Source organism: Pseudomonas putida, from assembly GCF_030159595.1.
Classification (GTDB): domain Bacteria; phylum Pseudomonadota; class Gammaproteobacteria; order Pseudomonadales; family Pseudomonadaceae; genus Aquipseudomonas; species Aquipseudomonas putida_AC.
Genome location: NZ_BSKJ01000011.1, coordinates 37,969 through 60,586, shown reverse-complemented (window position 1 = coordinate 60,586; position 22,618 = coordinate 37,969). Strand labels below are relative to the sequence as shown.

Below are 22,618 nucleotides of genomic sequence, written 5' to 3'. Positions count from 1 at the left end.
CAGCCATGAAACGTATCAACGCGGCACCCGGCACCATTGGTCCGGTCGGACCTTACTCGCAAGCGGTGGTGAGTGGCCATCTCGTGTTCACGGCTGGCCAGATTCCCTCGATCGGCAGCCTTGAAGATCAGCCTGAAACGTTCGCTGACCAGGTCCGCCAGACGTTTGCCAACCTGGGGGCGATTCTCGACGCGGCGGGGTCCAGCCTGAGCCACATCGTCAAGGTCAATGCCTACCTCACCGACCCGGCGTTGCTGGAGGAATTCAACCAGGTCTACCAGGAAGTCCTCGGCCATGCACCGCCAGCGCGCACGACCGTGTGCGTGCAACTCTGGGGCGTTAGCCTGGAAATTGACTGCATAGCAGAGCTTGTCGAAGGGGGTTGCTGATGGACGATGTAGCCCTCTCCCAGTTGCTCGGGCAACTGCGGTCAGTGAGTTTCGCCACCCTTGGGCACTTCCTGGAGCAAGGCTTCGTCAGCCATGAGATTCGCGCGATGGTGCCGAATGTCCGCTTGGTCGGTCGGGCAGTGACCCTGCGTGTGGCCCATGCGGATGCCATTGCCGTTAACCGTGCACTGGCTTCTTTGACGCACGGCGATGTACTGGTGATCGACATGGCAGGTGATCATGCCCACGCCTGCATTGGCACCGTCACCCAGTGCGCTGCGCTAAGCGTTGGCGCGATGGGTATCGTCGTTGACGGTGTGGTCACTGACCTCGTCGAGTTACGGGCCGCCGGGTTGCCGGTGTTCGCTCGTGGCACCACGCAACTCACGACCAAGCTGCTGGGTAGCGCTTCCAGTGCCTTCAACATACCCGTGTGTTGTGGTGGCGTAGTGGTCAATCCGGGGGATGTGGTGATGGCCGATGACAATGGCGTGCTGATTTTGTCACCGCAGATGGTCGCAAAAGCCATTGCGCAGGCGCAGGCGTCGGACCGTGGCGAACCGGCGCTACTGGCCCGCTTGAGAGCAGGGGAGGCCGTGGAATCGGTGCTTATGACCGAACCGGTCGAGGCTTAGGAAAGGCTCACGACAGAATCGGCTGTTTTGCCTGGTTAAACAGCTTGTTCTGGTCGTGTCGGTGCAGTTTTACGACAACAACAGGGAAGGGCGAGAAGGCATTCTGGCTGCGTCCGATAGCGGTTTCATGCGGCTTCGGACGACCTACGAGGCAAAACAAAAACAGGATGCTTCATCATCTCTCGCTCCATGTTCTCTGCCCTGATGAAAAGTGCGGGCCGCCCCTCATCGGCCCGCGATAAATCAAAACTCACTGGGACCCTGCTCATGAAGATCAATTGGTTGACCTTGTCCGCAATGATGCTCGCGCTGTCCTCCGGCGCTGCGCACGCCAAGGACTGGAAGGAAATTCGTTTTGGTGTGAACCCGGCCTATCCCCCGTTCGAATCCACCGCCCCTGATGGTTCCCTGCAAGGTTTCGATATCGACCTGGGCAATGCCATATGCGCTGAACTCATGGTCAAGTGCACCTGGGTGACCAACGATTTCGATGGCCTGATCCCGTCACTGAAGGCCCGCAAGATCGATGCCGTGCTGTCCTCGATGACGGTGACCGAACCCCGCAAGAAACAGGTCGACTTCTCTGATCGGCTCTTCTCCGGCCCGACTTCCATCGTGACGCGCAAAGGCTCCGGCCTTGAGCCCACCGCCGAATCGCTCAAGGACAAGACCGTAGGCTTCCAGCAGGGCACCATTCAGGAAGCCTATGCCAAGGCGAAGCTGGCGCCGGGGGGCGTTCGGATAAAGGCGTACCAGAACCAGGATCAGGTGTACTCGGACTTGGTGTCTGGCCGTCTGGACGCCTCGATCCAGGACATGCTCGAAGCAGAACTGGGCTTCCTCAAGTCTGCGCTTGGCGCCGACTTCCAGAGCAGCAAGGGCATCAGTGACCCTATGGTGCCTTCCGATATCGCCATCGGTATTCGCAAGGGTGACGACGAATTGAAAGGCCTGCTCGACAAGGCCATTGCACAGATGCACGCCAGTGGCACCTACCAGGAGATCCAGCGCAAGCACTTCGGCGACCTGGACCTCTACAACAACTGACGCTCTCGTCATCCGCGTGGTTGCTTGCGGCAGCTGCGCGGTGTCTTCAATCAGGTAGGTATCGTGAACGATCTCTTTCAATCTCTGGCGTTGCAGGGTTTCGGGCCGTTGCTGCTGCACGGCACTTGGGTCACCCTGAAGCTTTCATTACTCTCGCTGGCGCTGAGCATTGGTATCGGCTTGCTGGGTGCGGTGGCAAAGCTGTCACCCCTGTCGATCTTGCGGGTTCCGGCAACCCTCTATACGACGCTGATCCGTGGTATTCCCGACCTGGTGCTGATGCTGTTGATCTTCTATAGCCTGCAGGGTTGGCTGAGCAGCCTGACCGATGTCATGGGTTGGGAGCACATTGACGTCGACCCCTTCACTGCCGGCGTCGTCACGCTCGGGTTCATCTATGGCGCGTACTTCGCCGAAACATTCCGAGGCGCGATCCTTTCTGTCCCACGGAGCCAGGTAGAAGCGGCCACGGCTTATGGCCTGGGACGTACCCAGCGCTTCGTTCAGGTGGTCTTTCCGCAGATGATGCGCTTCGCCTTGCCGAGCCTGGGCAACAACTGGCTCGTTTTGCTCAAGGCTACCGCGCTTGTGTCGATCATCGGCCTGGCTGACGTCGTCAAGGTGGCCCAGGATGCCGGCAAGGCCACGTTCAACATGCTCTATTTTCTGGTCCTGGCCGCGCTGCTTTACCTGCTTATCACCAGTTTTTCCAACATCGTTCTGCGCCGGTTGGAAGCGCGATACAACATTGGGGTGAGAGGGCATGATCATGCTTGAACTGATTCAGGAGTACTGGAGACCCTTCCTTTACAGCGATGGTTACAACATGACCGGGCTCGCCATGACGCTCTGGTTACTGTGCTTTTCCCTGGCCTTGGGCTTCGTGCTGTCGATCCCTCTGGCTATCGCTCGCACGTCACATTGCCGGGTGGTGCGCTGGCCAGTGCAGTTCTTTACCTACCTGTTTCGCGGCACGCCGCTCTACATCCAGTTACTGATCATCTACACCGGTCTGTACGGTATTGCAGCCGTGCGCGAGCAGCCTGTGCTGAATGCGTTCTTGCGCGATGCAGTGAACTGCACATTGCTGGCCTTCACGCTCAACACATGCGCCTACACCGTGGAGATCTTCGCCGGGGCCATCCGCAGCATTCCCCATGGAGAAATCGAGGCGGCGCGCGCCTATGGGCTCAAGGGCTGGCGGCTCTACACGCAGCTCATCGTGCCTTCGGCGTTACGCAGGGCATTGCCGTACTACAGCAATGAAGTGATTCTCATGCTGCATGCGACCTCGGTGGCCTTCACTGCAACTATCCCGGACATTCTGAAGGTCGCCCGTGACGCCAATGCAGCAACCTTCCTGACTTTCCAGTCTTTTGGACTCGCCGCGCTGATGTACCTGGGGCTGACCTTCGCTTTCGTCGGCCTGTTTCGGCTGGCTGAACGGCGCTGGCTGGCCTTCCTCGGCACCCCTCATTAAGTCCCCGGATCTTGATTCGCGATGAAAATGCTGCGTCGAAGTCACGCAGCCATTGGAGAGCCTTATGTACAAGCTGACAGTAGAAGCACTGCACAAGCGATATGGCGACAACGAAGTCCTTAAAGGCGTGTCGCTGAACGCCCGCCAAGGGGACGTGGTGAGCATGATCGGTGCAAGTGGCTCGGGCAAAAGTACCATGCTGCGTTGTATCAACTTCCTTGAGCAGCCGGATGCCGGCGCCATCATCCTCGATGGCGAGGCCATACGCATGCGCGGGCCTGCAGGGGCCATGCGTCCTGCGTGCGGCAAGCAGTTGCAGACATTGCGCACACGGTTGGCCATGGTGTTCCAGCATTTCAACCTGTGGAGCCACCTGAGCGTGTTGGACAACATTACGCTGGCGCCCGTTCGCGTCCTCGGAGTCAGTCGAAAGGAGGCGCAGGAGCGCGCCCGGTCGTATCTGGACAAAGTGGGCTTGCCATCGCGCGTCGCCGACCAGTACCCGGCCTTCCTCTCCGGGGGCCAGCAACAACGGGTGGCGATAGCCCGTGCGTTGGCGATGGAGCCAGAAGTCATGCTCTTCGACGAGCCAACATCGGCCCTCGACCCTGAGCTGGTGGGTGAGGTGCTGAAGGTTATCCAGTCGCTAGCGGAGGAGGGCAGGACGATGCTGATGGTTACCCACGAGATGGAGTTCGCCCGCCGCGTTTCCAGCCAGGTGCTATTTCTGCACCAAGGCAAGGTGGAGGAGCAAGGTGGTTCGGAGATACTCGACAAACCGCAGAGTGGGCGCTTGCAGCAATTTCTCTCTGGTCGGCTGAAATGAGTCGCTGGAAATGATCGAGAGCAGCGAATCATCCCTCGCTCTGGACCGCATTGACCAAGCCATTCTGGAGGTGCTGCGCCATGAAGGGCGCATCACCTACCAAAAGCTCTCCGAGCGCGTGCACCTCACGCCACGTCCCTGCCTGGAGCGGGTGCGCAAGCTGGAGCGCATGGGCGTCATCCGTGGCTATTCGGCCGTGATAGATCAGCGCAAGCTGACACCTGGTTTGTCACTGCTGGTGCTTGTGGCGCTGTCCAATCAGAGCGGTCGGGCGGCGCAGAAAGCCTTCGAGGCCAAGGTGCAGAATTGCCCGCAGGTGCTGGAGTGCCACTTGGTCAGCGGCGCTTTCGACTACAGCTTGCGCATGCGTTGCCGTGATATGGAGCACTACCGAGTGCTGACTGAAACCTGGTTCGACGATGCGGAGCTGCATATCGACAAGCTGGTCAGTCACCCCGAGTTGGCAGTCGTGAAGACGGTCAAGGAATAGCCTCGGGAGGGCGTGCAAGGTACGCCGTCTGCCGACCGCGTACCGGTCCATCGGCGGCTGATCAGGCCCACAACCCAAACAGCACCAACGCAACGACACCCAGCCCGACTGCAACCGAACAACCCCCGAGCGACAGCGCTGCCCGGCCTTGCCGATACCAGCCGTCATGGCCCAGTTGCCGAGCCGGTGCCAGCAGGCTGCGCCAACGCAATTCCGTCTCGTGGAACGCCTGCAAGTTCGCTTGGTCCGCATCCAGCCAGCGGCGGAAGTCGATCCGCTCGCACGCCGTCACCTGAGGGCTTTGCAAGCGCACATACCATTGCCCAGCAACACTTGCCAGCACATCCCGGCGCGAGCGGCCGGCCTGCAGCGCCTGGTCCATGTTTCGCTCGATACTGGCCAGGGGCAGGTCGAGGCGGGCGGCGATGCTGGTGAAGTCCAGTTGATCGAGGCGGTTTAGCAGGAACACTTGCTGTACGCGCCGAGGCAGCCGCTTCAAGGCATGCAGCAGGGCATGGTCGGCATCGTGTTCGGTAACAGGGGTTGGGTGCTCAAGGGGCAGTAGCAGACGGGTCATGGACAGCTCCTTGCTTACAAAGGGGAGGGGTGGGGGCATCTTCCTTGATGCGTGATCAGCGTAGGCGAAACGAGATTGATTCTCAAGTGCTGATTCCGCAAAGTTTTGTAATGAGCGTTCACGCCCTGAAACACCTTTGCTATCATGCGCGCCATCACGATCTTCATTAGCCTGAAGAGCCAAAAAAAAGACCCGGCAAAAAGCCGGGTCAAAAACCGTGATTAGCCTGATGAGGAGATAATCTGAGAGCGACCTAAGCTCCAGGTTATCCAGCGGATCTCGCGATCAGCTGAGTGCAATAATAATCGTTATCATTTGCCAGTCAAATGAATTTTCGCTAATTCGGTAAAAAAGTTTTACCGATGCGCTTCCTTGTCCCGGCAATCGGGGCCTTTGCCGTTACGCGGCTATCACGTTCTCTCCCTTATTTCTTGCCTATAAACCCGGTTCTGCGGTGCGTTTGTGCTCCAGCAGTGCGCGAGCCATGTCCATCATGTGCATCAAGGCGAAGGTCAGCTCGCGCTGGCTGCCGTGCTGGTGGGTGGCTGTTTCCTGGGCGGTGGCGGCAGCGCAGCGCAGCAGGGCGATGGCGTGCTCTTGGGCCTGGTCGCCGGTTACGCCCTCGTGCAAGGTCCAGATCTTGTTGTCCAGCGTGGGGCGTGGCGGGTTGGGGTTGAGGTAGTAGTCGAGGGCGCGGCGGGCGGCTTCGCTGTCGAGATCTGTTTCGTCGTTTTTCGGTGGTTTCATCCTGATACCTGCTAGAGCCAGTAAAGGTAGGGGTGAAACCAATACTAATACCTGAAGTATTTTTTCGCCCTTTGATAAATAATACTGAATGTTTATTGAGCGGTTTAGGGCAGCCCGTATCGTGCCAGCGATGAATATGGATAAATGGATTGCCCTCGTCCGTGACCGGATGGAGGAGCTAGGGCTCACTCAAGAGCAGCTCGCCGAGCGCGTTGGCGTGTCTCAGGGCAGCGTAGGGCATTGGGTGAACAAGCGGCGTCAGCCGAAGATCGAGTCGATGAACCGCACATTCGTCGAGATCGGCATGCCTCACTATAACGTGAGTCTGCAGCTGCGCATTCAGGGCCAGGTTGGTGAAGAGCGTGGCAATTACGGCGTCGATGACGATGATGACGATCTGGACCTCATGCAGTACATCGTGTGTTTCCGCTACCCGGTCAAGGACTGGAGTGAGTTGGGTGCTACAGATGCTGAGGAGCCCAGCGTGTTCGAACAGACGGATTACCTGGCCCAAGGCAAAGCATTCTGGCTGACAGTTGAGAACGACGCGATGAGCGCCGTCAGTGGTCGCAGTGTGCCACAGGGCATGTGGATGCTGGTTGATCCTGGGGTGGCGGTTGAGGCGGGGCGTTTGGTTATCGCTCGTCAGCCGGGCAAACCGGCGATTTTTCGCGAGTTGGCTGAGGACGGCGGGCAGCGGTACCTGAAGGCCCTCAATAACAACTACCCGACGCTGCTCTGTGAAGAAGGTTGTGAGTTTCTCGGCGTGGTCGTGCGAGTGCACGGTGCCTTCTAGCATGAAGGGGCTGCAAGGCAGCCCCCGCTGACCTCACTCCGCCAGCTCGACCAGCACCGTCCCTTCGCTGACCATATCTCCTTCCTGGCAGAACAACGCGTTCACCGTCCCGCCATGCGGCGCACGAATGCTGTGCTCCATCTTCATGGCTTCCAGCACCACCAGCGCGGCACCTGCTTCCACCACTTGCCCCGGCTCCACCAGCACCCGCACGATGCTGCCGTTCATGGGCGCGCCCAAGCCGCCCTGATGGCTGTGGCTGGCCTCGGCTTCGGCAATCGGGTCGAAGGCCTCGATGGCGTGCATCTCGCCATCCCAGTGCAGGTACAGCGTGCCACCCCGGCGGATCGCCAGGTGCTGGCGGCGCACACCGGCCTGGTCATGCACCAGCTGTTCGCCCACCAGCTGGTAGGTGGACGTAGCGCTGCGCTCCAGGGCAACCGCCTGGTCCTGCCCACTGCTTACCAAGTGCAGGCTGGTGCGTGCCGGCAGGCCCAAGCGCAAGCCATTGCGCTCACCCCACGGCGAACGGCGGTCGTCATCGCGCTGATGCCCGGCCTGGCCCTGCAGCCAAGCCTCGGCTGCGGCCTCCCAGAAGCGGGCCGGCAGCGCTTGCGGCGCTGGCAACAACACATCCTGGTGACGCGGAATGAAGCCGGTATCCAGCTCCGCTGCAGCAAATGCCGGGTGGGCGAGAATGCGGCGTAGGAAGGCAATGTTGGTTTTCAGCCCGCCAATGGCGAACTCGTCGAGCATGGCCAGCAAGCGCAGGCGCGCCTGTTCGCGGTCTTCGCCCCAAGCGATCAGCTTGCCCAGCATCGGGTCGTAGAACGGCGACACCACGTCACCTTCGCTGACCCCGCTGTCCACCCGCCGGCCTTCACCCGGCGCCGACTCACGGTACAACGCCAGCTTGCCGGTCGCCGGCAGGAATTCGTTGGCCGGATCTTCGGCATACAAGCGCACTTCGATGGCATGGCCGACCAGCGGCACCTGTTCCTGGGTAATCGGCAACGCCTCACCGCAGGCCACGCGAATCTGCCAGGCCACCAGGTCCAGGCCGGTGATGGCCTCGGTGACCGGGTGCTCCACCTGCAGGCGGGTGTTCATCTCCATGAAGAAGAATTCGCCACGCGCGTCGAGCAGAAACTCTACGGTACCGGCCCCTACATAGCCGATGGCCTGGGCTGCGCGTACTGCCGCCTCACCCATGGCCCGACGCAGTTCAGGTGACAGGCCGGGAGCAGGGGCCTCTTCGACTACTTTCTGGTGGCGGCGCTGAATGGAGCAGTCGCGCTCGTTGAGGTACAGGCAGTTGCCGTGCTGGTCGGCGAACACCTGGATCTCGACATGGCGCGGCTTGAGCACATACTTTTCAACCAGCATGCGCGCATCGCCGAACGACGACTGCGCTTCACGCTGGGCCGAGGCCAGGGCGTCAGCCAGTTGGCTTTCTTCCTCGACCACTTTCATGCCCTTGCCGCCGCCGCCGGCGCTGGCTTTGAGCAGCACCGGGTAGCCGATGCGTTCGGCGGCGGCGCGGAAGGTGTCCAGATCCTGTGCTTCGCCGTGGTAGCCCGGCACTAGCGGTACCCCTGCGGCTTCCATCAGTGCTTTGGCGGCGGACTTGCTGCCCATGGCATCGATGGCGCTGGCCGGTGGGCCGAGGAAGATGAGGCCGGCCTGTTCGATGGCGCGGGCGAAGCCGGCGTTCTCGGACAGGAAGCCATAGCCCGGGTGGATGGCCTGGGCGCCACTGGCCTTGGCGGCGGCCAGCAGTTTGTCGACCAGCAGGTAGCTTTCGGCGGCCTTGGTGCCGCCCAGGTCAACGCGGATATCCGCTTCGCGGCTGTGCCGGGCGTCACGGTCGGTGGCGCTGTGCACGGCGACGGTGGTCAGGCCCATGGCCTTGGCGGTACGCATTACCCGGCAGGCGATTTCGCCGCGGTTGGCGACCAGCAGGGTGGTCAAAGCGGGGCGGCTCATGGGCGCGGCTCCTTCTTGTCATCGGTTTGCCAGGCGGGACGGCGTTTTTCCAGGAAGGCGCGCAGGCCCTCCTGGCCTTCGGCGCTGACGCGGATGCGGGCGATGGCGTTTTCACAGTAGCGGCGCAGAGCCGGGCTGAGTTCGCCGTCGTCTACTTCGCGCAGCAGGTCCTTGGTAGCGCGCAATGCCTGCGGACTGTTCTGCAGCAGGTTGGTTATCCAGGCTTCGACCTGGGCGTCCAGTTCGCTGGCGGGGTACACCTCGGCCAGCAGGCCCAGTTCGCGGGCCCGTGCACCGCTGAAACGCTCGGCGGTGAGGGCATAGCGGCGTGCGGCGCGCTCACCAATGGCCTTGACCACGAACGGGCTGATCACCGCCGGGGCCAAGCCGATGCGTACTTCCGACAGACACAGTTGGGCATCTTCGGCGCCGATGGCCATGTCGCAGCAACTGATCAGGCCCAGCGCGCCGCCAAAGGCCGCACCTTGCACCACGGCCAGGGTCGGTGCCTTGAGGCGGTGCAGGGCGTACATCAGCTCGCCCAGCTCGTGGGCGTCATCCAGGTTGGTGTTGAAATCCAGCTGCGCCGATTGCTGCATCCAGGCCAGGTCGGCGCCGGCGCTGAAGTGCCTGCCACGGCCGCGCAGCAGCACAAAGCGCAGGCTGGCGTCTTCGGCCAACTGGTCGATCGCCACGATCAACTCGCGGATCATCTGCGCGTTGAAGGCGTTGTTCTTGTCCTCACGGCTCAGCCACAGGGTGGCGAAGCCGCGTGGGTCGCGGGTCACTTCGAGGGTGCTGAAATCGCTCATGGGTCACATCCGGAAAATGCCGAAGCGGCTCTGTTCGATCGGTGCGTTCAGCGCGGCAGATAACGCCAGGCCAAGCACGTCGCGGGTTTGCGCCGGGTCGATGACGCCGTCGTCCCACAGGCGAGCGCTGGAGTAGTAAGGGTGGCCCTGATGCTCGTACTGGTCGAGGATCGGCTGCTTGAGCCTGGCCTCGTCCTCGGCGCTGAAGGGCTGGCCGCTGCGCTCGCTTTGCTCGCGCTTGACCTGGGTCAGCACCCCAGCGGCCTGTTCCGCCCCCATCACACCAATCCGCGCATTGGGCCACATCCACAGGAAACGTGGGTCGTAGGCGCGGCCACACATGCCGTAGTTGCCGGCACCAAAGCTACCGCCAATGATCACCGTGAACTTCGGCACTTGGGCACAAGCCACGGCGGTGACCAGCTTGGCGCCGTGCTTGGCGATGCCGCCTTCTTCGTACTTCTTGCCGACCATGAAGCCGGTAATGTTTTGCAGGAACAGCAGCGGGATACCGCGCTGGCAGGCCAGTTCGATGAAGTGCGCGCCTTTTTGCGCGGCTTCAGCGAACAGGATGCCGTTGTTGGCCAGGATCGCCACCGGGTAGCCATGCAGGTGGGCGAAGCCACACACCAGGGTGGTGCCGAACAGCGCCTTGAACTCATCGAACACTGAGCCATCGACCAAGCGCGCGATCACTTCGCGCACATCGAACGGTTGCTTGGCATCGGCCGGTACCACGCCATACAGCTCGTCGGCGGCATACAACGGCGCCACCGGCGCCAGGCGCTGCAACTTGCCCAGCTTGTGCCAGTTGAGGTTGGCCACGCTGCGCCGGGCGATCGCCAAGGCATGTTCGTCGTTGTCGGCATAGTGGTCGGCCACGCCGCTGGTGCGGCAGTGCACATCAGCACCGCCCAAGTCTTCGGCGCTCACGACTTCACCTGTGGCGGCCTTTACCAACGGCGGGCCGGCGAGGAAAATGGTTGCCTGCTGGCGCACCATGATCGCTTCGTCGGCCATCGCCGGCACATAGGCGCCGCCGGCCGTGCACGACCCCATCACCACGGCGATCTGCGGAATACCCTGCGCGCTCATGTTGGCCTGGTTGAAGAAGATCCGCCCGAAATGCTCGCGGTCGGGGAACACTTCATCCTGGCGTGGCAGGTTGGCGCCGCCCGAGTCCACCAGGTAGATGCACGGCAGGCGGTTCTGCTGGGCGATGGTCTGCGCGCGCAGGTGCTTTTTCACCGTCAGCGGGTAGTACGAACCGCCTTTGACGGTGGCATCGTTGGCCACGATCATGCACTCCACACCTTCCACGCGGCCGATACCGGCAATTACGCCCGCAGCGGGCACGTCTTCGCCATAAACCTCATAGGCGGCCAGCTGGCTGATTTCGAGAAATGGCGAGCCTGGGTCCAGCAGGCGGTCGATACGCTCGCGCGGCAGTAGCTTGCCACGCGAGGTGTGCCGCTCCTGGGCCTTGGCGCCACCGCCTTGAGCCACCTGGGCGAGCAGGCCACGCAGGGCCTGGACCTGTTCGAGCATGGCCGCGCTGTTGCCGGCGAACTCCGGTGAACGCGGGTTGATCTGGGTGTGCAAGGTAGCCATGTGCGCTCGTCCTTTATGCTCAGCGGGTTTCGTTGAACAGTTCGCGGCCGATCAGCATCCGGCGGATTTCGCTGGTGCCGGCACCGATTTCGTACAGCTTGGCGTCGCGCAGCAGGCGGCCTGCCGGGAATTCGTTGATATAGCCGTTACCACCAAGAATCTGGATGGCCTCCAGGGCCATTTGCGTGGCGCGTTCGGCGGTGTACAGGATGACCCCTGCGGCGTCCTTGCGGGTGGTCTCGCCACGGTCGCAGGCCTGGGCTACGGCATAGAGGTAGGCGCGGCTGGCGTTCAGCTGGGTGTACATGTCGGCGATCTTGCCCTGGATCAGCTGGAACTCGCCGATGCTCTGGCCGAACTGCTTGCGGTCGTGGATATAAGGCACGACCAGGTCCATGCAGCTCTGCATGATGCCGGTCGGTCCACCGGACAGCACCACGCGCTCGTAGTCCAGGCCGCTCATCAGCACGCGCACGCCGCCGTTGAGTTGGCCGAGGATGTTTTCTGCCGGTACTTCCACGTCATCGAAGAACAGCTCGCAGGTGTTGGAGCCGCGCATGCCCAGCTTGTCGAACTTGTTGCTGCGGCTGAAGCCTTTCCAGTCACGCTCGACGATGAACGCGGTGATGCCGTGTGCGCCCTTGTCCAGGTCGGTCTTGGCGTAGATCACATAGGTGTTGGCATCGGGGCCGTTGGTGATCCAGGTTTTGCTGCCGTTGAGCACATAGTGGTCGCCGCGCTTTTCAGCACGCAGCTTCATCGACACCACGTCGGAGCCCGCGTTGGGCTCACTCATGGCCAGCGCGCCGATGTGCTCGCCGCTGATCAGCTTGGGGAGGTACTTGAGCTTCTGCTCATGGGTGCCGTTGCGGTTGATCTGGTTGACGCACAGGTTGGAATGGGCGCCGTAGGACAGTGCCACCGAGGCCGAAGCACGGCTGATTTCCTCCATCGACACCACATGGGCCAGGTAGCCCAGGCCGGCACCGCCGTACGCTTCCGACACCGTGATGCCCAGCAGTCCCATGTCGCCGAACTTGCGCCACATGTCGGCGGGGAACAGGTTGTCGTGGTCAATTTGCGCGGCGCGCGGGGCCAGTTCGGTAGCGACGAAGGCGCGGACCTGGTCGCGGAGCATGTCGATGGTTTCGCCCAAGGCGAAGTTCAGGGAGGGGTAATGCATGCTGGGGCACCTTCTTGTTCTTGAAATTGGGTTACACCGTAGCTTGCGGATCCAACCCCGACCCCTGTGGGAGCGGCGTATTGCCTGCAAGTGGGTGTTGTTCATCACCTTTACGTTAACGTAAACCTGCCTGCGATCACTGTCAATCTACTCATCACCTTTACGTTAACGTAAATCTGAGCCAGAGTATTCCCGCTGCTTCAGCCGTGCCCAGAACAAACACAAGAAGGGACACCCATGAGTCAACCGAGCTATACGCGTGGTCGCCAGGACCAACCCTTGCTGACCCAGACGATCGGCCAGGCCTTCGATGCCACCGTTGCCCGCTGTGCCGACGGCGAGGCGCTGGTGTCGCGTCACCAAGGCCTGCGTTACAGCTGGCGCCAACTGGCCGAACAGGTCGAAGTGCATGCCCGCGCCCTGATGGCCCTCGGCGTCAACACAGGTGACCGGGTTGGCATCTGGTCACCCAATTGCGCCCAGTGGTGCATCCTGCAACTGGCCAGCGCCAAGGTTGGCGCCATCCTGGTCAATATCAACCCGGCCTACCGGGTGGGTGAGCTGGAATATGTGTTGCGCCAGTCCGGCTGCCGCTGGCTGGTGTGCGCCGATGCCTTCAAGACCTCTGACTATCACGCCATGGTTCAGGAACTGGCCCCGGAACTGGCCAACGCCATGCCGGGCGAGCTGGCCTGCGAACGCCTGCCCGAGTTGCGCGGCGTTGTCAGCCTGGCCGCCAACCCGCCTGCCGGATTCCTGCCCTGGCATGCGCTGGCTGAGAGGGCAGGGCAGACCTCGACGCAAGCCTACACCGCTCGTCAGCAAAGCCTGCAGTTCGACCAGCCGGTGAATATCCAGTACACCTCAGGCACTACGGGCGCGCCCAAGGGCGCCACGCTCAGCCACTACAACATCCTCAACAACGGCTTCATGGTCGGCGAAAGCCTGGGCCTGACCGAGTGCGACCGCATGGTGATCCCGGTGCCGCTGTACCACTGCTTCGGCATGGTCATGGCCAACCTCGGCTGCATCACCCACGGCAGCACCATGATCTACCCCAACGACGCCTTCGACGCCGAACTCACCCTGCGCGCCGTGGCCGAGGAGCGCGCCAGCATCCTGTACGGCGTGCCGACCATGTTCATCGCCATGCTCGATCACCCGGCCCGCCAAGGCATGGACCTGTCGACCCTGCGCAGCGGCATCATGGCCGGTGCCACTTGCCCGATCGAAGTCATGCGCCGGGTCATCGACCAGATGCACATGGCCGAAGTACAGATCGCTTACGGCATGACCGAAACCAGCCCGGTATCGCTGCAAACCGGCCCGGATGACGAGCTGGAGCTGCGCGTGACCACCGTCGGCCGCACCCAGCCGCAGTTGGAGAACAAACTGGTGGATGCCGACGGCTGCATCGTTGCGCGTGGCGAAATCGGCGAGCTGTGTACGCGTGGCTACAGCGTGATGCTTGGCTACTGGGACAACCCCCAGGCCACGGCAGATGCCATAGACCCGGCGGGATGGATGCATTCGGGTGACCTGGCGGTGATGGACGAGCACGGTTATGTGCGCATCGTCGGGCGCAACAAGGACATGATCATTCGTGGCGGTGAGAACATTTACCCGCGTGAACTGGAGGAGTTCTTCTATACCCACCCGGCGGTGGCTGATGCGCAGGTGATCGGCATTCCGTGCAGCCGCTACGGCGAAGAGATTGTCGCCTGGATCAAGCTGCATCCCGGGCACAGTGCCACGATTGAGGAACTGCAGGGCTGGTGCAAGGCGCGCATTGCGCACTTCAAAGTGCCGCGGCATATCCGCTTCGTTGACGAATACCCGATGACAGTGACGGGCAAGGTGCAGAAATTCCGCATGCGGGAGATCAGTGTGGCGGAAATTTCGGCTGCAACTGCCGGTTGATGCCTTGGCTCAACCGGCCGCGTCGCGGGCTTGCCCGCGAAGCGGCCGGTCCTGCCAGCACAAATTCCTGGTCTACCCTTAAGCCTTCACCGGTGGTTCCTGGCTTGGCGGGTCGCCCACCGTCGGCGGCATGGTCGGCTTGATTGGCCGTTCGTCCGGTTCTTCTTCCGGCACGGGCGGCGGCAAGCTGGGGTCGTCGATGTTGGGATCGGGGGTTTCCGGTGGAATGGGAATGTTCATGGCCTGACCTCGCGTGGGTGAATGAAGAGGTGCTGCAGGCTTCGACTTCGCGCAGCTGCCGTTCGCTCAATTTTTTTGAACCCCACGCCTGTGCCCGGCTCTGAACCCTTACCGCCACCAGCCTGAGGGAGCAAGGTCGATGTCACGTAACGAGCCCTTTGAAAGCGTGCCCATGGCGAACGATCACGCGGACCAGGCCATCGGCCTGTCCCAGGCGCTGCTGGCGCCGCGCATCGTGATCGAAGACACTCAACCCGTGCTCGAAGCCGGCACCTTCGCCGCCAAGGCCATCAGCGGCCAGCCGGTGGCGGTCAGCAGCAAAGTCTATTGCGATGGCCACGACCGCCTGGCGGTGATGCTCAGCTGGCGGCAGGCCAACAGCCGCCGCTGGCATTGCGTGCCCATGCACTCACCGGGCAACGACCTGTGGCTGGCCGAATTCACCCCCACCGAGCTGGGCCCACACCTGTTCAGCATCGAAGCCTGGGTCGACCCCTTCGCCACCTATTGCCACGACCTGGAGAAAAAGTACCACGCCGGTGTCGAGGTAACGCTGGAGCTGGAAGAGGGCCGGTTGATGCTGGGCAAAGGCATTGACCTGTGCAAAGGCGCCCTGCGTGAGGAGCTACAGGCCACGCTGCAGCGCCTGGCCACACTCGGCACCGACGACCAGGTAGTGCTGTTTCTCGACCCGGCCACCGCACGCCTGATGAGTGAGGCCGAACACCGCAGCTACCTGGCCCGCAGCCGTGAATTTCCCGTTGATGTCGACCGCCCGGCAGCCCAGTTTGCCAGCTGGTACGAGCTGTTCCCACGCTCGATCACTGACGACCCCAAGCGCCACGGCACGTTCAACGATGTGCATGAACGCCTGCCGATGATCCGCGACATGGGCTTCGACGTGCTGTACTTCCCGCCCATCCACCCCATTGGCACGCAACACCGCAAAGGCCGCAACAACGCACTCACGGCCCAGCCGGGCGACCCGGGTAGCCCTTACGCCATCGGCAGCGCCGAAGGTGGCCACGATGCGATTCACCCGCAACTGGGCAGCCGCGACGACTTCCGCCGCTTGGTGGCTGCGGCTGCCGAGCACGGCCTGGAGATCGCCCTCGACTTCGCTATCCAGTGCTCCCAGGACCACCCCTGGCTCAAGGAGCACCCGGGCTGGTTCAGCTGGCGCCCGGACGGCACCATCCGCTATGCCGAGAACCCGCCGAAAAAGTACCAGGACATCGTCAATGTCGACTTCTACGCCCCCGACGCGGTGCCGAGCCTGTGGCTGGCCCTGCGCGATGTGATCATCGGCTGGGTGGAGGAGGGCGTGAAAACCTTCCGCGTCGACAACCCGCACACCAAACCGCTGCCGTTCTGGCAATGGCTGATCGCCGATGTACGCGCCCGGCACCCGGACGTAATCTTCCTCGCCGAGGCGTTCACCCGGCCTGCGATGATGGTGCGCCTGGGCAAGGTCGGCTACGCGCAGAGCTACACCTACTTCACTTGGCGTAACACCAAGCAGGAATTGCGCGAATTCTACGAGCAGCTCAACCAGCCGCCGTGGAGCCAGTGCTACCGGCCCAACTTTTTCGTCAACACTCCGGATATCAACCCGTACTTCCTGCATACCTCCGGCCGTGCCGGCTTCCTCATCCGCGCCGCACTGGCCACCATGGGCTCGGGCCTGTGGGGCATGTATTCGGGCTTTGAACTGTGCGAAGGCACGCCGCTGCCGGGCAAGGAGGAGTACCTGGATTCGGAGAAATACGAAATCCGCCCACGGGACTTCACCCAGCCTGGCAACATCATTGCCGAGATCGCCCAGCTCAACCGCATCCGCCGCCAGAACCGAGCCTTGCAGACCCACCTGGGCGTGGCGTTCTTCAACTGCTGGAACGACAACATCCTGTACTTCGCCAAACGCACGCCCGAGCGCGACAACTACATCCTGGTGGCAATCAGCCTCGACCCGCACAACGCCCAGGAGGCGCATTTCGAGCTGCCGCTGTGGGAGCTGGGCCTGGACGACAACGCCGAAACCCATGGCGAAGACCTGATGAACGGCCACCGCTGGTCGTGGTATGGCAAGACCCAGTTCATGCGCATCGAGCCCTGGCACCAGCCATTCGGTATCTGGCGTATCGAAAAAGCCCGCTAGCAAGGTACACACGCCACCCCCTGTGGGAGCGGGTTCACCCGCGAACACCGGCAAAGCCGGTGCCACACACCGCGGTGCCTGCTTCGCGGGTGAACCCGCTCCCACAGAGGCTCGCGCGAGCTCAAGACAGCTTTGAAAGGAGTCCCCCATGGCCAAGCGTTCCCGTCCGGCAGCCTTCATCGACGACCCGCTGTGGTACAAGGACGCCGTCATCTACCAGCTGCACATCAAGTCGTTCTTCGATTCGAACAACGACGGCATCGGCGACTTCGCCGGCCTGATCAGCAAGCTCGACTACATCGCCGAGCTGGGCGTCAACACCCTGTGGCTGCTGCCGTTCTACCCCTCGCCACGGCGCGACGACGGTTACGACATCGCCGAATACAAGGCCGTGCACCCTGATTACGGCAGCCTGGCAGACGCCCGCCGCTTCATCGCCGAGGCCCACAAGCGCGGCCTGCGGGTGATCACCGAACTGGTCATCAACCACACCAGCGACCAGCACGCGTGGTTCCAGCGTGCCCGCCATGCCAAGCGCGGCAGCAAGGCGCGCGATTTCTATGTGTGGTCCGACGATGACCAGAAGTACGACGGCACGCGCATCATCTTTCTCGACACCGAAAAGTCCAACTGGACCTGGGACCCGGTCGCCGGCCAGTACTTCTGGCACCGCTTCTATTCGCACCAGCCCGACCTCAATTTCGACAATCCGCAGGTGCTCAAGGCGGTGATCGATGTCATGCGTTTCTGGCTCGACCTGGGCGTCGATGGCCTGCGCCTGGATGCCATCCCCTACCTGATCGAACGCGACGGCACCAACAACGAAAACCTGCCCGAGACCCACACGGTGCTCAAGGCCATCCGCGCCGAAATCGACGCCAACTACCCCGACCGCATGCTGCTGGCCGAGGCCAACCAGTGGCCCGAAGACACCCGCCCGTACTTCGGCGAAGGCGAAGGCGACGAGTGCCATATGGCCTTCCATTTCCCGCTGATGCCGCGCATGTACATGGCCCTGGCCATGGAAGACCGCTTCCCGATCACCGACATCCTGCGCCAGACGCCGGAAATCCCCGCCAACTGCCAATGGGCGATCTTCCTGCGCAACCACGATGAGCTGACCCTGGAAATGGTCACCGACCGCGAGCGCGATTACCTGTGGAACTACTACGCCGAAGACCGCCGCGCCCGCATCAACTTAGGGATCCGCCGGCGCCTGGCGCCACTGCTGCAGCGTGACCGCCGGCGTATCGAGCTGCTCACCAGCCTGCTGCTGTCGATGCCGGGCACGCCCACCTTGTATTACGGCGACGAACTGGGCATGGGCGATAACATCTACCTGGGCGATCGCGACGGCGTGCGCACGCCGATGCAATGGTCGCCAGACCGCAACGGCGGTTTTTCCCGCGCCGACCCGCAGCGCCTGGTGCTGCCGCCGATCATGGACCCGCTGTACGGCTACCAGACCGTCAACGTCGAAGCCCAGAGCCACGACTCGCATTCGCTGCTGAACTGGACCCGGCGCATGCTGGCGGTGCGCAAGCAGCAAAAGGCCTTTGGCCGCGGCAGCCTGCGCACCCTCACGCCCAGCAACCGGCGTATCCTCGCTTACATCCGCGAGTACACCGATGCCGACGGCAACACCGACGTCATCCTCTGTGTGGCCAACGTTTCGCGTGCCGCCCAGGCCGCTGAACTGGAATTGTCACAATACGCCGACAAAGTACCGGTGGAGATGCTTGGCGGCAGCGCCTTCCCACCGATTGGCCAGTTACCGTTCCTGCTCACCTTGCCACCCTATGCCTTCTACTGGTTCCTGCTGGCGCCGCACGACCGCATGCCCAGTTGGCACGTCCAGGCCACCGAGGGATTACCCGAATTGACCACGCTAGTGCTGCGCAAACGCTTGGAAGAACTGCTGGAAGCACCGTCAAGCGATACCCTGCAAAACAGCATCCTGCCGCAGTACTTGCCAAAGCGGCGCTGGTTCGCCGGCAAGGAGGGGCCGATCGACGCCGTTCGGTTGTGCTACGGCGTGCGCTTCGGCACCGCCACCACGCCGGTACTGCTCAGCGAAATCGACGTGCTCAGCGACGGCACGGCCAACCGCTACCAGTTGCCGTTCGGCCTGCTGCGCGAGGAAGACATCAACACCGCGCTGCCGCAGCAATTGGCCCTGTCGCGGGTGCGCCGTGCCCATCAGGTGGGCCTGATCACCGACGCCTTCGTTCTCGAACCCTTCATTCGTGCGGTGCTGCGCGCCTGTCAGGAGGGTATGCGCCTGCCTTGCGGCAACGCTGAGGGTGAACTGCGCTTCGAAAGCACGGAGCAGTTGGCAGGCCAGGCGTTGAACGACGAAAGCGCAGTGCGCTACCTCAGCGCCGAGCAGTCCAACAGCTCGGTGGTGATCGGCGACCGGGTGGTGCTCAAGCTGATCCGTCGGGTCAACCCGGGTATCCATCCTGAGCTGGAAATGAGTGCTTACCTCACCGCCGCCGGCTTTGCCAATATCTCGCCGTTGCTGGCGTCGGTCAGCCGGGTGGACGAACACCATGTGCCACACCTGCTGATGATTGCCCAGGGGTATCTGAACAACCAGGGCGATGCCTGGGCCTGGACCCAGAACACCCTGGAGCGGGCGATCCGCGACCAGATGGAGCCCACCGCCAATGATGCCGAGCCGCACACCGACGCGTTGGCCGAACTCAGCGGCTTCGCGGCCTTGCTTGGCCAGCGCCTGGGTGAAATGCACCTGCTGCTGGCCGCCCCCACCGACGATGAGGCGTTCCGCCCGCGCCCCAGTGATGCCAGCGACAGCCAGCACTGGGCCACGCAGATCAGCGCCGAACTGACCCGTGCCCTCGACGTGCTGGCCCAGCACCGCGACAACCTCGACAGTGACAGCCAGGCCTTGGTCGACGACCTGCAGCAACAACGCGACGGCCTGGCCCAACACATCAGCCAGCTGGCCGGGCAGGCCCAGGGTGGCCTGCTGATGCGCGTGCACGGTGACCTCCACCTGGGCCAGGTGCTGGTGGTGCAGGGCGACGCCTACCTGATCGATTTCGAAGGTGAACCGTCCCGCCCACTGCAAGAGCGCCGGGCAAAACACAGCCCGTACAAGGATGTCAGCGGCGTGTTGCGATCCTTCGACTATGCTGCTGCCATGATCCTGCGCAGCGCGTCTGCGGTCGACCTTTCCGGCCCGGCGCGGCAGGCTCGTCAGCGGGTTGCCCGGCAGTACCTGCATCAGTCGCGCCACGCCTTCGTCGAAGCCTATGGCCTGGCCACCGCCGCCATGCCCCATGCCTGGCAACAGGCCGAGGGCGAGCGCGCCGCACTGGAACTGTTCTGCCTGGAAAAAGCCGCCTACGAGATCACCTACGAAGCCGAAAACCGTCCGAGCTGGCTGGCCGTGCCTTTGCATGGCCTGCATGGACTGATCAGTACCTGGGGAGAGTCATAGATGAATGCAACCACGCGTGAAAACGGCGGCCTTCGGCAACGGGACCTGGATGCCCTGGCCCGCGCCGAGCACGCCGATCCCTTTGCAGTGCTAGGCCCTCACGGCGACGGTGCGGGCGGGGTGTTTATCCGCGCCTTCCTGCCCGATGCGCTGAGTGCCCGGGTGCTGACGCGCCATGATGGGCGCGTCCTGGCCGAAATGGTGCAAGGGCGTGTACCGGGCTTGTTCACCGCGCACCTCGATGATGCACAGGCTTATCTGCTGCAAGTCGGTTGGGCGGGTGGCGAGCAAGTCACTGAAGACCCCTACAGCTTCGGCCCGCAACTGGGTGACATGGACCTGCACCTGTTCGCCGAAGGCAACCATCGCGACTTGTCCGGGCGCTTTGGCGCCCAGCCGGTCCAGGTCGATGGCATTGCCGGCGTGTGCTTTTCGGTGTGGGCACCCAACGCCCGGCGGGTGTCGGTGGTGGGTGACTTCAACAACTGGGATGGCCGCCGCCACCCCATGCGCCTGCGCCACAGTGCCGGGGTGTGGGAGCTGTTCGTGCCGCGCCTGGGTGTGGGTGAAACCTACAAGTTCGAGGTGTTGGGCAAGGAGGGGATTTTGCCACTGAAGGCAGACCCGCTGGCCCGCGCCACCGAATTGCCACCCAGCACCGCGTCCAAGGTCGCCAATGCACTCAGCCACGATTGGCAGGACCACGACTGGATGGCACAGCGTGCGCAGCGCCATGCCTACAACGCGCCACTGTCGATCTACGAGCTGCACCCTGGCTCATGGCGCTGCGAGCTGGATGAAGCGGGTGAAGTCGGGCGCTATTACAACTGGCGCGAACTGGCCGAACGCCTGGTGCCTTACGTGCAGCAACTGGGCTTTACCCATATTGAACTGCTGCCAATCATGGAGCACCCGTTTGGCGGCTCATGGGGCTATCAGCCGCTGTCCCTGTTCGCGCCCACCTCACGCTATGGCAGCGCCGAGGATTTCGCCGCCTTCATCGATGCCTGCCACCAGGGCGGCATTGGTGTGCTGCTCGACTGGGTGCCAGCGCATTTCCCCACCGATGAACACGGTCTGGCGCGTTTCGACGGCACTGCCCTGTACGAATACGACAACCCCCTGGAGGGCTACCACCAGGACTGGAACACGCTGATCTATAACCTCGGCCGCAACGAAGTACGCGGTTTCATGATGGCTTCGGCCCTGCACTGGTTGAAGCACTTCCACATCGACGGCCTGCGGGTCGATGCAGTGGCTTCGATGCTGTACCGCGACTACTCGCGCAAGGCCGGCGAATGGGTGCCCAACCGCCACGGCGGACGCGAGAACCTCGAAGCCATCGACTTCATCCGCCACCTCAACGGCGTGGCCGCGCACGAGGCCCCCGGCGCACTGATCATCGCCGAGGAGTCCACCGCCTGGCCCGGCGTCAGCCAGCCGACCCAGCAGGGCGGGTTGGGCTTTGCCTACAAGTGGAACATGGGCTGGATGCACGACACCCTGCATTACATCCAGAACGACCCGGTGCACCGCGCCCACCACCACAACGAGATGAGCTTCGGGCTGATCTACGCCTATTCCGAGCACTTCATCCTGCCCATCTCCCACGACGAAGTGGTGCATGGCAAGCATTCGCTGATCGACAAGATGCCCGGCGACCGCTGGCAGAAGTTCGCCAACCTGCGCGCCTACCTCACCTTCATGTGGGCGCACCCGGGCAAGAAGCTGCTGTTCATGGGCTGCGAGTTCGGTCAGTGGCGTGAGTGGAACCATGACAGCGAACTGGACTGGTATCTGCTGCAGTACCCCGAGCATCAGGGTGTGCAGCGGCTGGTCGGCGACCTCAACCGCCTTTACCGCGAGGTACCGGCACTGCACGAGCAGGACTGCCAGCCGCAGGGCTTCCAGTGGTTGATTGGGGATGATGCGCAGAACAGCGTGTACGCCTGGCTACGCTGGAGCAGCAGTGGCGAGCCGGTGCTGGTAGTGGCCAACTTTACCCCGGTGCCGCGCGAGGGGTATCGGATTGGCGTGCCGTTTGGCGAGCGCTGGCAAGAGCTGCTGAACAGCGATGCCGAGCTGTATGCAGGGTCCAACGTGGGTAACCTGGGCGCGGTGGCCAGTGAGGCGGTGAGCAGCCATGGGCAGCCATTGTCGCTGGCGTTGAACCTACCGCCGCTTGGGGTTCTGATAATGAAACCGGCCTGACGTTTTGCCTGCGCTGGCCTCTTCGCGGGCGTGCCCGCGAAGAG

Annotated in this window: 19 protein-coding genes; 12 read left to right on the top strand and 7 right to left on the bottom strand. The window is 62.7% G+C overall.

All coding sequences use genetic code 11. The features are described 5' to 3' along the window. Positions 1-5: 5 nt before the first annotated feature. From QQL85_RS21905 to QQL85_RS21875, 7 genes are all read left to right on the top strand, one after another. Entirely contained in the window at positions 6-389 is a 384-nt protein-coding gene (locus QQL85_RS21905; protein WP_284356667.1) for a RidA family protein, read from the top strand. Beyond that, entirely contained in the window at positions 389-1,024 is a 636-nt protein-coding gene (locus tag QQL85_RS21900) for an RraA family protein (RefSeq protein ID WP_284356668.1), read from the top strand. Before QQL85_RS21905 ends, QQL85_RS21900 begins: the two co-directional genes overlap by 1 nt. A gap of 267 nt (positions 1,025-1,291) precedes the next feature. Beyond that, on the top strand, positions 1,292-2,071 hold the full coding sequence (locus QQL85_RS21895; protein ID WP_284356669.1) for an ABC transporter substrate-binding protein: 780 nt from the start codon (positions 1,292-1,294) through the stop codon (positions 2,069-2,071). Between the two features lie 60 nt (positions 2,072-2,131). Then, a complete protein-coding gene (locus tag QQL85_RS21890) occupies positions 2,132-2,848 on the top strand; it encodes an ABC transporter permease (protein WP_284356711.1) in 717 nt (238 codons plus the stop codon). Continuing rightward, positions 2,841-3,551, top strand: coding sequence for an ABC transporter permease (locus QQL85_RS21885; protein WP_284356712.1), 711 nt, complete (start codon positions 2,841-2,843; stop codon positions 3,549-3,551). The genes QQL85_RS21890 and QQL85_RS21885 overlap by 8 nt, the downstream gene beginning before the upstream one ends. A 64-nt stretch (positions 3,552-3,615) precedes the next feature. After that, positions 3,616-4,377 (top strand): ABC transporter ATP-binding protein, encoded by a 762-nt coding sequence (locus QQL85_RS21880; protein WP_105946572.1) that lies wholly within the window; start codon positions 3,616-3,618, stop codon positions 4,375-4,377. 10 nt (positions 4,378-4,387) lie between these two features. Further along, a complete protein-coding gene (locus QQL85_RS21875) occupies positions 4,388-4,867 on the top strand; it encodes an Lrp/AsnC family transcriptional regulator (protein WP_105946573.1) in 480 nt (159 codons plus the stop codon). A 61-nt stretch (positions 4,868-4,928) separates the two neighbouring features. Here QQL85_RS21875 and QQL85_RS21870 read toward each other — a convergent pair whose 3' ends face one another. Beyond that, positions 4,929-5,444 (bottom strand): DUF4880 domain-containing protein, encoded by a 516-nt coding sequence (locus tag QQL85_RS21870; protein WP_284356670.1) that lies wholly within the window; start codon positions 5,442-5,444, stop codon positions 4,929-4,931. Between the two features lie 435 nt (positions 5,445-5,879). Continuing rightward, positions 5,880-6,191, bottom strand: coding sequence for a DUF6124 family protein (locus tag QQL85_RS21865; protein WP_284356671.1), 312 nt, complete (start codon positions 6,189-6,191; stop codon positions 5,880-5,882). 88 nt (positions 6,192-6,279) lie between these two features. Here QQL85_RS21865 and QQL85_RS21860 point away from each other — a divergent pair, with 88 nt between their 5' ends. Next, a complete protein-coding gene (locus QQL85_RS21860) occupies positions 6,280-6,987 on the top strand; it encodes a LexA family transcriptional regulator (RefSeq protein ID WP_284356672.1) in 708 nt (235 codons plus the stop codon). A 33-nt stretch (positions 6,988-7,020) separates the two neighbouring features. On the opposite strand, the gene QQL85_RS21855 is transcribed toward QQL85_RS21860, so the two are convergent. Genes QQL85_RS21855 through QQL85_RS21840 form a run of 4 tightly spaced genes read right to left on the bottom strand, consistent with a single transcriptional unit; the run spans position 7,021 to position 12,579 of the window. Next, positions 7,021-8,973 carry an acetyl/propionyl/methylcrotonyl-CoA carboxylase subunit alpha gene (locus QQL85_RS21855; protein ID WP_284356673.1) on the bottom strand — a complete coding sequence of 651 codons (1,953 nt, stop codon included), beginning with the start codon at positions 8,971-8,973 and terminating at the stop codon, positions 7,021-7,023. Continuing rightward, positions 8,970-9,785 carry a gamma-carboxygeranoyl-CoA hydratase gene (locus QQL85_RS21850; protein ID WP_284356674.1) on the bottom strand — a complete coding sequence of 272 codons (816 nt, stop codon included), beginning with the start codon at positions 9,783-9,785 and terminating at the stop codon, positions 8,970-8,972. Before QQL85_RS21850 ends, QQL85_RS21855 begins: the two co-directional genes overlap by 4 nt. 3 nt (positions 9,786-9,788) lie before the next feature. After that, positions 9,789-11,396, bottom strand: coding sequence for a carboxyl transferase domain-containing protein (locus QQL85_RS21845; RefSeq protein ID WP_284356675.1), 1,608 nt, complete (start codon positions 11,394-11,396; stop codon positions 9,789-9,791). Positions 11,397-11,415: 19 nt separating this feature from the next. After that, on the bottom strand, positions 11,416-12,579 hold the full coding sequence (locus tag QQL85_RS21840; protein WP_284356676.1) for an isovaleryl-CoA dehydrogenase: 1,164 nt from the start codon (positions 12,577-12,579) through the stop codon (positions 11,416-11,418). A gap of 237 nt (positions 12,580-12,816) precedes the next feature. Here QQL85_RS21840 and QQL85_RS21835 point away from each other — a divergent pair, with 237 nt between their 5' ends. Further along, complete coding sequence (locus tag QQL85_RS21835) at positions 12,817-14,499, top strand: AMP-binding protein (protein ID WP_284356677.1); 1,683 nt, start codon at positions 12,817-12,819, stop codon at positions 14,497-14,499. A gap of 78 nt (positions 14,500-14,577) precedes the next feature. Here the strand turns inward: QQL85_RS21835 and QQL85_RS21830 are convergent, their stop codons facing one another. Continuing rightward, positions 14,578-14,739 carry a hypothetical protein gene (locus QQL85_RS21830; protein ID WP_284356678.1) on the bottom strand — a complete coding sequence of 54 codons (162 nt, stop codon included), beginning with the start codon at positions 14,737-14,739 and terminating at the stop codon, positions 14,578-14,580. 139 nt (positions 14,740-14,878) lie between these two features. On the opposite strand from QQL85_RS21830, the gene QQL85_RS21825 reads away from it, so the two are divergent. The 3 genes from QQL85_RS21825 (at position 14,879) to glgB (ending at position 22,574) form a co-directional block, all read left to right on the top strand. Continuing rightward, entirely contained in the window at positions 14,879-16,897 is a 2,019-nt protein-coding gene (locus tag QQL85_RS21825; RefSeq protein WP_284356679.1) for an alpha-1,4-glucan--maltose-1-phosphate maltosyltransferase, read from the top strand. A 148-nt stretch (positions 16,898-17,045) separates the two neighbouring features. Further along, positions 17,046-20,363, top strand: coding sequence for a maltose alpha-D-glucosyltransferase (gene treS / locus QQL85_RS21820; protein ID WP_284356680.1), 3,318 nt, complete (start codon positions 17,046-17,048; stop codon positions 20,361-20,363). Next, on the top strand, positions 20,364-22,574 hold the full coding sequence (gene glgB, locus QQL85_RS21815) for a 1,4-alpha-glucan branching protein GlgB (RefSeq protein ID WP_284356681.1): 2,211 nt from the start codon (positions 20,364-20,366) through the stop codon (positions 22,572-22,574). Positions 22,575-22,618: the final 44 nt, after the last annotated feature.

Coding starts and splice junctions, on each gene's coding strand:
- QQL85_RS21905 (WP_284356667.1), top strand. CDS start 6: ATGAAACGTATCAACGCGGCACCCGGCACCATTGGTCCGGTCGGACCT.
- QQL85_RS21900 (WP_284356668.1), top strand. CDS start 389: ATGGACGATGTAGCCCTCTCCCAGTTGCTCGGGCAACTGCGGTCAGTG.
- QQL85_RS21895 (WP_284356669.1), top strand. CDS start 1,292: ATGAAGATCAATTGGTTGACCTTGTCCGCAATGATGCTCGCGCTGTCC.
- QQL85_RS21885 (WP_284356712.1), top strand. CDS start 2,841: ATGCTTGAACTGATTCAGGAGTACTGGAGACCCTTCCTTTACAGCGAT.
- QQL85_RS21880 (WP_105946572.1), top strand. CDS start 3,616: ATGTACAAGCTGACAGTAGAAGCACTGCACAAGCGATATGGCGACAAC.
- QQL85_RS21875 (WP_105946573.1), top strand. CDS start 4,388: ATGATCGAGAGCAGCGAATCATCCCTCGCTCTGGACCGCATTGACCAA.
- QQL85_RS21870 (WP_284356670.1), bottom strand. CDS start 5,444: ATGACCCGTCTGCTACTGCCCCTTGAGCACCCAACCCCTGTTACCGAA.
- QQL85_RS21865 (WP_284356671.1), bottom strand. CDS start 6,191: ATGAAACCACCGAAAAACGACGAAACAGATCTCGACAGCGAAGCCGCC.
- QQL85_RS21860 (WP_284356672.1), top strand. CDS start 6,280: ATGTTTATTGAGCGGTTTAGGGCAGCCCGTATCGTGCCAGCGATGAAT.
- QQL85_RS21855 (WP_284356673.1), bottom strand. CDS start 8,973: ATGAGCCGCCCCGCTTTGACCACCCTGCTGGTCGCCAACCGCGGCGAA.
- QQL85_RS21850 (WP_284356674.1), bottom strand. CDS start 9,785: ATGAGCGATTTCAGCACCCTCGAAGTGACCCGCGACCCACGCGGCTTC.
- QQL85_RS21845 (WP_284356675.1), bottom strand. CDS start 11,396: ATGGCTACCTTGCACACCCAGATCAACCCGCGTTCACCGGAGTTCGCC.
- QQL85_RS21840 (WP_284356676.1), bottom strand. CDS start 12,579: ATGCATTACCCCTCCCTGAACTTCGCCTTGGGCGAAACCATCGACATG.
- QQL85_RS21835 (WP_284356677.1), top strand. CDS start 12,817: ATGAGTCAACCGAGCTATACGCGTGGTCGCCAGGACCAACCCTTGCTG.
- QQL85_RS21830 (WP_284356678.1), bottom strand. CDS start 14,739: ATGAACATTCCCATTCCACCGGAAACCCCCGATCCCAACATCGACGAC.
- QQL85_RS21825 (WP_284356679.1), top strand. CDS start 14,879: ATGTCACGTAACGAGCCCTTTGAAAGCGTGCCCATGGCGAACGATCAC.
- treS (WP_284356680.1), top strand. CDS start 17,046: ATGGCCAAGCGTTCCCGTCCGGCAGCCTTCATCGACGACCCGCTGTGG.
- glgB (WP_284356681.1), top strand. CDS start 20,364: ATGAATGCAACCACGCGTGAAAACGGCGGCCTTCGGCAACGGGACCTG.